Annotated in this window: 7 protein-coding genes; 1 reads left to right on the forward strand and 6 read right to left on the reverse strand. The window is 65.5% G+C overall.

Annotated elements, in window-relative coordinates; translation table 11 throughout:
* Nucleotides 1–61: 61 nt before the first annotated feature.
* From rnd to JHD07_RS06590, 6 genes are all read right to left on the reverse strand, one after another.
* A complete protein-coding gene (rnd, locus tag JHD07_RS06565; protein ID WP_291620244.1) occupies nucleotides 62–1,210 on the reverse strand; it encodes a ribonuclease D in 1,149 nt (382 codons plus the stop codon).
* Nucleotides 1,211–1,699: 489 nt separating this feature from the next.
* Nucleotides 1,700–3,031 carry an ABC transporter substrate-binding protein gene (locus JHD07_RS06570; RefSeq protein ID WP_291620246.1) on the reverse strand — a complete coding sequence of 444 codons (1,332 nt, stop codon included), beginning with the start codon at nucleotides 3,029–3,031 and terminating at the stop codon, nucleotides 1,700–1,702.
* A gap of 11 nt (nucleotides 3,032–3,042) precedes the next feature.
* Nucleotides 3,043–3,912: a carbohydrate ABC transporter permease gene (locus tag JHD07_RS06575; protein ID WP_291620248.1), complete on the reverse strand. Its 870-nt coding sequence runs from the start codon at nucleotides 3,910–3,912 to the stop codon at nucleotides 3,043–3,045.
* Nucleotides 3,909–4,859, reverse strand: coding sequence for a sugar ABC transporter permease (locus JHD07_RS06580; RefSeq protein ID WP_291620250.1), 951 nt, complete (start codon nucleotides 4,857–4,859; stop codon nucleotides 3,909–3,911). The genes JHD07_RS06575 and JHD07_RS06580 overlap by 4 nt, the downstream gene beginning before the upstream one ends.
* 1 nt (nucleotide 4,860) lies before the next feature.
* Entirely contained in the window at nucleotides 4,861–5,709 is an 849-nt protein-coding gene (locus JHD07_RS06585; RefSeq protein ID WP_291620252.1) for a phosphodiesterase, read from the reverse strand.
* Nucleotides 5,710–5,906: 197 nt separating this feature from the next.
* Nucleotides 5,907–7,376, reverse strand: a complete 1,470-nt coding sequence (locus tag JHD07_RS06590; protein ID WP_291620253.1) for a protein adenylyltransferase SelO — start codon at nucleotides 7,374–7,376, stop codon at nucleotides 5,907–5,909.
* 188 nt (nucleotides 7,377–7,564) lie between these two features.
* On the opposite strand from JHD07_RS06590, the gene JHD07_RS06595 reads away from it, so the two are divergent.
* The coding region (locus tag JHD07_RS06595; RefSeq protein ID WP_291620255.1) for an OB-fold nucleic acid binding domain-containing protein at nucleotides 7,565–7,981 on the forward strand (417 nt) is incomplete at its 3' end.

Genomic DNA, 7,981 nt, shown 5'->3' on the forward strand with positions numbered 1-7,981 from the left:
CGCCACTCGCACCTCCAGCGACAACGGCTTTGCCGTTGCGCGGGGATGACGGATTGGCCAGTTAGGCCCGCTGCACCCCGATCACGCGGCCTTTCTCGATCGCCAGCGCCAGCTCGCCGCGCTTCAGCTTCAGCGCGGCATCGCCGAACAGCTCGCGGCGCCAGCCGCGCAAGGCGGGCACGTCGGCCTCATCGTCCGCGGCGATCTCTTCGAGGTCGTCGACGGTCGCGATCACCTTGCTCGCGACTGCGTGGCGCTCGGCGGTCATCCGCAAGAGGACCTTCAACAGCTCGACGATGGCCGCGCCGTTGGAATTGTTGCGCGGCTTCTCCAGCTTGGGCAGCTTCGAGAAGTCCCGCGCCAGACCGCGCTCGACCGCGGCGACGATGTCCGCTCCCCATTTGGACTTCTCGAAGCCCTTCGGCACCGAGCGCAGATTCGCGAGCTTCTCCAGCGTGGTCGGCGCGTGGGTCGCGATGTCGGTGATGGCCTCGTCGCGCAGCACGCGGCCGCGCGGCACGTCGCGGCTCTGCGCTTCCTGCTCGCGCCAGGCCGCAACCTCCATCAGCACCGCGAGATCCTTCGGCTTGCGGACCCGCGTCTTCAGCCGCTCCCAGGCGCGCTCGGGATGGAAATCATAGGTGCGGGGCGAGGTCAGGACCTCCATCTCGATCGAGACCCACTCGCTGCGGTGGCGCTTCTTCAGGTCGGCGTCGAGCGCTGCGAACACGTCGCGCAGATGGGTGACGTCGGACACCGCGTAATGCATCTGCTCCTTGCTCAGCGGCCGGCGCGACCAGTCGGTGAAGCGGTGGGTCTTGTCCGGGCGGTGGCCGGTCACCTTCTCGACCAGCGCGTCGTAGGCGATGCTGTCGCCGTAACCGAGCACCATCGCGGCCACCTGGGTGTCGAACACCGGATGCGGGATGATACCCGCCTGGTGCCAGACGATCTCGATGTCCTGGCGGGCGGCATGAAACACCTTCAGCACGCTCTCGTTGCCCATCAGCTCGAAGAACGGCTTGAGGTCGATCCCCTCGGCCAGGGCATCGACGACGATGGCTTCCTCGGGGCTGGCCATCTGCACCACGCATAGCAGCGGGTAATAGGTGGTCTCGCGCAGGAACTCGGTATCGACTGTGATGACGGGGTGCTTGGCCAACCGGCTGCAGGCAGCCGCGAGGTCAGCGGTGGTGGCAATCAAATCCATGAACGGCCCATGACACTTGATATCAGCCGTTCTGCCGAAAGCACTGTGATGTCAAGGGGCTCTAAGCGAATTCGAGCCCTGCATCGGGCCGGAATCGACGCTTTCCGACCAAATTCCTATTCGTAGCGGACCCGCTGCGAGGATTTTCGCGCGCAGGGCAGCGCAACCACGAGCACGCACATGGCGACCAGCGCCAGCCCAAGGAACACGATAACCAACAGATCCACGGCGAAACCTCCAGAAACATTGATAGATTTGTCGGGGGTGCGTTGAGGGTCTGTTAATTCTCGTGGTTACCGGCGACGGGCCGGGCCGGATGGTGGACGGGGGGTTAACGACGCGATTCCGCTCGGTCGTCATGGCCGGGGCTTGTCCCGGCCATCCACGTTCTCTTGGCAAAAGCTCGTGGAGGCCCGGGCCTTCGTCGCGCCGAAGCGGCTACGGCCGCGCAGGCGGGACAAGCCCGCGCATGATGACGAGGGCGTAGGCTTACGGAAGCTTCAGCGACGTCTCCGCGTTGTACGGCTTCAACGTCTCGTCCGCGGCCTTCTGGGCGGCGGCGAGGGCTTCCTTCGGCTGCTTCTTGCCGTTGAGGACCAGCATCACCTCGTCCTCGAGATTCTTGCGGACGGGGACGGTCTTGTAGGTGGCGAACCAGGGCTTGGCGACGTCGAGTTGCTCGACGGCGGTCTTGGCGTCCGGGTTCTTGTTCAGGAATTCGACCATCTCGGGCGTCTTGTAGGCGGCCACATTCGGCGCGAAATAGCCGGTGGCGCGGCTCCACCAGCCGCTCTTCTCCGGAGAGGTCATCCACTTGATCAGCGTCCACGCCGCCTTCTGCTTCTCGGCCTCGAGGCCGGCCGGCATGATCAGGGAGGCGCCGCCGATCGGCACCGCGTTGCGGACGTTGCGCGGGATGAAGGCGACCTTGTAGTTGAACTTGGCGTTGTCGCGCACGTAAGTGAGCGAGCCCGTCGACAGCATCATCATCGCGGCATTGCCCGAGATGAAGGAGGTGCTGACGGCAGGGCCTGGCGTTGCGCCGGGCGTATGGACCTTGTGCTTGTAGATGAGGTCGTTCCACCAGGAGAGCGCACCCAGCATCGAGGGCGTGTCGTAATAGACCTCGCCGCCGAACTCCTCGTTGTAGTAGCGCCCGCCATTGCTCATGGTGAGCGTTTCCATCATCCAGCCGCAATAATCGTAGGCGCAGGGGATCGCGATGCCCCATTGGGTCACCTTGTCGCCCTCGCGCTTGGTGAGCTTCTTGGCCCAGTCGGTGAGCTCGGCCCAGGTCTGCGGCGGCTTGCTCGGGTCGAGGCCCGCTTCCTTGGCCTTGTCGGCGTTGATGTAGAGCAGCGGCGTCGAATTGTGGAACGGCACGCCGTAGACCGAGCGGTTGATCACCGCGTTGCCGTGCAGCGCGGGGAAGAACTGGCTGAGGAACTTCTCCTTGGTGCTGCCATCGGAGGCGATCAGGCTGTCGAGATTGGTGAGCTCGTTCTCGATCTGCATGTCGAGCAGGAAGTTCGCCGACATGATCACGGCAGCCGGCGGCTTGCCGGCCTTGATCGCGGCGCGCGTCTTGATCAGCGTGTCGTCATAGGAGCCGGTGTAGACCGCGGTCGCCTTGACGCCGGGATGGGTCTCGTTGAACTCCTTGATCATGGTGCCCATGTCGCGGGCGAGCTTGCCGTCGACGGGGACGGGGAAGAACAGATCGATCTCGGTGGGACCTTCGGCCTTCGCCGGGACGGCGAGGGCGCCTGCCATGGTGCCTATCACGGCGAGGCCGAGCATGAGCCTGCGGGAGAACAACATCGAAAAATCTCCTATTTGATGCCTGAGGTGACGAAAGAGCTGATGAAGCGCTTCTGGAAGATCAGGAAGGTGACGAGCAGCGGGCCGATCACCATCAGCGTGCCCGCGGCGATCGTGCCCCAGGCCTGCGTGCCCTCGGCGGTCTTGGTGAAGACGGAGAGGCCGACCGTGAGCGGCCGCTTGTCGGGCGAATTGATCACCATCAGCGGCCACAGGAAGTCGTTCCAGTGGCTGGTCACCGAGATGATGGCGAAGGCCGAGAAGCTCGGCATCGACAGCGGCACGTAGATGTGGCGGATGCGCTGGAGCAGGCTGGCGCCGTCGATCAGGGCGGCGTCTTCCAGCTCCGTCGGAATCGCCTCGAAGGCCTGCCGCATCAGGAAGGTGCCGAAGGCGGAGGCGAAGAACGGCATCATCACGCCGGTGAGCGTGTCGTAGAGGCCGAGCTGCGCGACGAGGCTCAGGTTCGGCACGATCAGCAGCACCGGCACCAGCATCAGCTGCATCAGGAACAGATAGAAGATCGGCGTCTTGCCGGCGAACTTCAGGCGCGCAAAGGCAAAGCCCGCCAGCGTGATCGTGACGAACTGCACCAGCAGAATGCCGGCGCAGATGATCGTGGTGTTGAGCGTGTAGCGCGGGAAATCGCCGATCTCCCAGGCATCCCTGACGTTGTCGAGCGTCGGCTTCAGGCTCGGCATCAGGTCGGCCATGAGGTTGATGCCGTCGGAGGCCGGACGCAGCGTCGCCACGATCATCCACAGGAAGGGGATGAGCCAGACCATCGCGAGCAACACGGTCAGCAGAAAGCCGAGCTTCGGCGTGATCTCATTGCGCGTGGCGAGCGGGGCCTCCCTGTAGAGCCGGTCGATCAGCTTCATGACCCGCCCTCGCGGTTCGCCATGGTGCGGAAGGAGAGCGCGGTCAGGCCCATCAGCGCGGCCAGCGTCAGCAGCGTCGCCGCCGAGGCCTTGCCGATGTCGTAATGCTCGACCGCCTGTTGGTAGATGTAGAACAGCACGAGATTGGTCGAATTGGACGGCCCGCCCTGGGTCATGACGAAGACGTGGTCGACCTGCGTCACCGCGTTGAGCGTGGCGATCACGATGACGAACAGGAAGGTTGGCTTCAGCTCCGGCAGGATGATGTGGCGCAGCCGCTGATAGGGGCCGGCGCCGTCGAGATGGGCGGCCTCCATCACGTCTTCGGGCACGGCCTGTAGGCCGGCCAGGAAGAACAGCATGTAATAGCCGGCGTTCTTCCAGATCGTGATCACCATGATTGCATAGAGCGCGACGTCGGGATCGCCGAGCCAGTTCGGCAGCACCGGAAGCAGGCGTCCAATGTAGTAGTCGAGCAGGCCGACATTCGGCAGGAAGATGAACATGAACAGCGCGGAGGCCGCGACCATCGGGATCAGCACGGGCAGGAACAGCGCGGCGCGCAGCGCGCTGCTCACGGCATGGGTGCGTGCCAGCGCCAGCGCGAACAGCAGCGCCAGGGCGATGCTCGGCACCGTCGTGCCGATGGCGTAGATCAAATTGTTGACGACCGCGCCGGTGAAGGCGGGATCGGCCAGCACCGCGCTGATGTTGTCGAGGCCAACGAAGCTGACCGGCGCCTTCGGCGTCGCGCGCTGATACAGCGCATCGATGAAGACGCGGCCCATCGCGCCATAGGTGAACAGCGCGAGGAAGACCAGCGAGGGCAGCAGCAGCAGATAGGCCGGCAGCGAGGCTTTAACGCTGCCGGTGAAACGCTTCAGGACGTGCCAACGCGGTGCCGCCGACGTCGCGACCGGGAGAGCCGCGGGTTCAGCGAGGCTCATCTCACCGCGCCACGAAGTTGAGCGCGTAGTCGCGGCCGTCCACGCCCGCCGGTGGCTCGAACGGGAAGCGCAGGCTGGTGTCGAGGAAGTCGTGGCTGTGCACCACGAGATTGTCGTCGTCGATCAGGACGACGCCATAGGCCGGCGGCTCGTGGCTGGCGAGGTGCGGCGCGCCGGGATTGAGCTCGAACCAGACCTGGTGGTTGGTGCCGCGCAGGGTCGAGAACGGGATTTTGCCGAAGCTGCCGAAGATCGGCCGGTGCACGTGGCCGAAGAACAGATGACGGATGCGAGCCCGATAAGGCGCGATCACCTCGGCGAATTCGGCGCTCTGCTTCAGCCCGATGTCGTCCATCGCGTGGACGCCGACCGGGAAGGGCGGATGGTGCATGAACACGACGAATTCTTGGTCGGCGGGCGCTGCGGCCAGCGTCTTCGCGAGCCACTCGAACCGCTTGGCGCACATCTCGCCGGCATGGCTGGTCTCGTCCAGCGTGTCGAGGAAGACGAACAGGCCGTGCTCGGTGGTGCGCGCGCCCTGCACGAAGCCGTTGGCATCGCGCGGCGCGGCCTTCAGCGCGTCGAGGCAGGTGACGCGCTTGTCGTGATTGCCGACCATGGCGATGTAGGGAATTTTCAGCGCCGCCATCGCCTCGGCGAAGTTTGCGTAGGAGTCAGCCTCGCCCCAATGGGTGAGGTCGCCGGTCACCACCGCAAACGCAGCGTCGGACTGGTGCGCGTTGATGTCGGCAATCGCCGCATCCAGCCGCGCGCGCGGGTCGAGGCCGTAAAGCGTCGCGCCGGGGTTGGCCAGATGCGTGTCGGTGAGGTGGATAAACTTGAAGGGCATGGCGCGCTTTGTGGTTGGAGGACGGGCGCCTCCGGCAAGACAACCCTGCCAGCCCGTTAGAGCGCGTGTGTTTCAGTTTGATGACAGCGGTTCCAGCGGGCGGGACGTGTCCACAAGGCCCGGGGGACAGGAATGGACCGCGCAAGGCGCAGTCCATTCAATGCGTCAATTACAGATAGCGGTGTGGTCGAACCGTCTCACGTCCCACAAAACGTCTGCAGCACCCGCTGGTCCGGCAGCGGCGGATCGGCGTAGGCGGCATGGCCCGGCTGGTCCTCGAACGGCCTCGCCAGCACCTTCGTCAGTTCCTCGAACGGCGCGTAGTCGTCGTTCACCGCGGCCTGGATCACCGCTTCGACGCGGTGGTTGCGCGGGATGAACATGGGATTGACGGCGTCCATTGCGGCTCGCCGCTCGGCTGGGCCTTGCGGCTCCAGCGCGATGCGCGCGCGCCAGCGGCCGGCCCATTCGTCGAACGCGGCGGGCTCCATGAACTGGGCGCGCGCGTCGGCGCCGTCATCAACGGCGGCATCGCCCAGCTTGCGGAAGGTGAGGGTGAAGTCGGCCTGGTTCTTGGCCATGGCATCCAGCAGGTCCTGGATCAGCGCCTCGTCGCCATCGCGCTCCGTGAACAGGCCGACCTTCCGGCGCAGGCCGGCCTGATAGGCGGCGCTGAACTGGTCGGAGAACGCACCGAGAATGTCCTGCGCCTCCGCCACCGCCTTCTCCTGCTCGTCCGAAAACAGCGGCAGCAGGCATTCGGCGAGGCGCGTCAGATTCCACAAGCCGATGCGCGGCTGGTTGGCATAGGCGTAGCGGCCCATCTCGTCGATCGAGGAGAACACCTGCGCGGGATTGTAGGAATCCATGAAGGCGCAGGGGCCGTAATCGATGGTCTCACCCGATATCGACGTGTTGTCGGTGTTCATCACGCCGTGGATGAAGCCGACCAGCAGCCAGCGCGCGATCAGATTGGCCTGACGCTCAACGACCGCGGCGAGCAGGGCGTGATAGGGCCGATCGGCCTGCAGCAGGTCCGGGTAATGCCGCGCGATGACATGGTCCGCGAGCCGGCGCACCGCCTCGGTGTCGCGGCGACTGGCGAAAAACTGGAAGGTGCCGACGCGGATATGGCTCGAGGCGACGCGGGTCAGCACCGCGCCGGGCAGCGCGGTCTCGCGGAGGACGTGCTCGCCGGTGACGACGGCGGCAAGCGATCGCGTGGTCGGAATGCCGAGCGCGTACATTGCCTCGCTGACGATGTATTCGCGCAGGACCGGGCCGAGCGCGGCGCGGCCGTCGCCGCGGCGGGAGAACGGGGTCGGGCCAGAGCCCTTCAGCTGGATGTCGCGGCGGACGCCGTCCTTGTCGATGACCTCGCCGAGCAGGATGGCGCGGCCGTCGCCGAGTTGGGGCACGAAATGCCCGAACTGGTGCCCGGCATAGGCCATCGCGATGGGATCGGCTCCATCAGGAACCGTCTTGCCGGCCAGGATCGCCGCGCCCTCAGGGGTCTCCAGCGTGTCCGGGTCGAGCCCGAGCTGGAGCGCCAGCGGCCGGTTCAGCTTGATCAGCCGGGGCGCGGCGACCGGGGTCGGCGCGACGCGGGCAAAGAAGCTGTCCGGCAGCGCCGAATAGGAGTTCTGGAAGGGGAAATGCACCGTCATGGGCTCAAGATAGGGCTGGAACGCCCGATGGCAAAGGCTCGGCCCCTGAAAATGGGCACTTCCGGCCCAAAACAGGGCGTTCCCTTGGTTGCCGCCTTGGTCCTAGCGAGGTAAACCCTGCCGCAACTTCGGACCGGCCGTGACAGGCCGTTCGATTCGCATCCTCCGACATTGATTTTGGGACGACCATGCATCGCTACCGGTCACACACATGCGGCGCGCTCCGCGAGAGCAACATCGGCGAGACGATCCGCCTCTCCGGCTGGGTCCATCGCGTGCGCGACCATGGCGGCGTGCTGTTCATCGACCTGCGCGACCATTACGGCCTGACCCAGTGCGTGGTCGATCCGGATTCGCCGGCGTTCTCGCTGGCCGAAAAGCTGCGCTCGGAATTCGTGGTCAAGATGGACGGCAAGGTCCGCCGCCGCCCCGAAGGCACCGACAATGACGACCTGCCGACCGGCAAGGTCGAGGTCTACATCAGCGAGATCGAGGTGCTGGGCCCGGCCGGCGACCTGCCGCTGCCTGTCTTCGGCGACCAGGAATATCGCGAATACATCCGCGACAACCCGGAAAAGTTCACCGGCGGCCTCACGCCCACGGTG

This window comes from Bradyrhizobium sp. (genome assembly GCF_016462955.1).
In the GTDB taxonomy this organism is placed as follows: domain Bacteria; phylum Pseudomonadota; class Alphaproteobacteria; order Rhizobiales; family Xanthobacteraceae; genus Bradyrhizobium.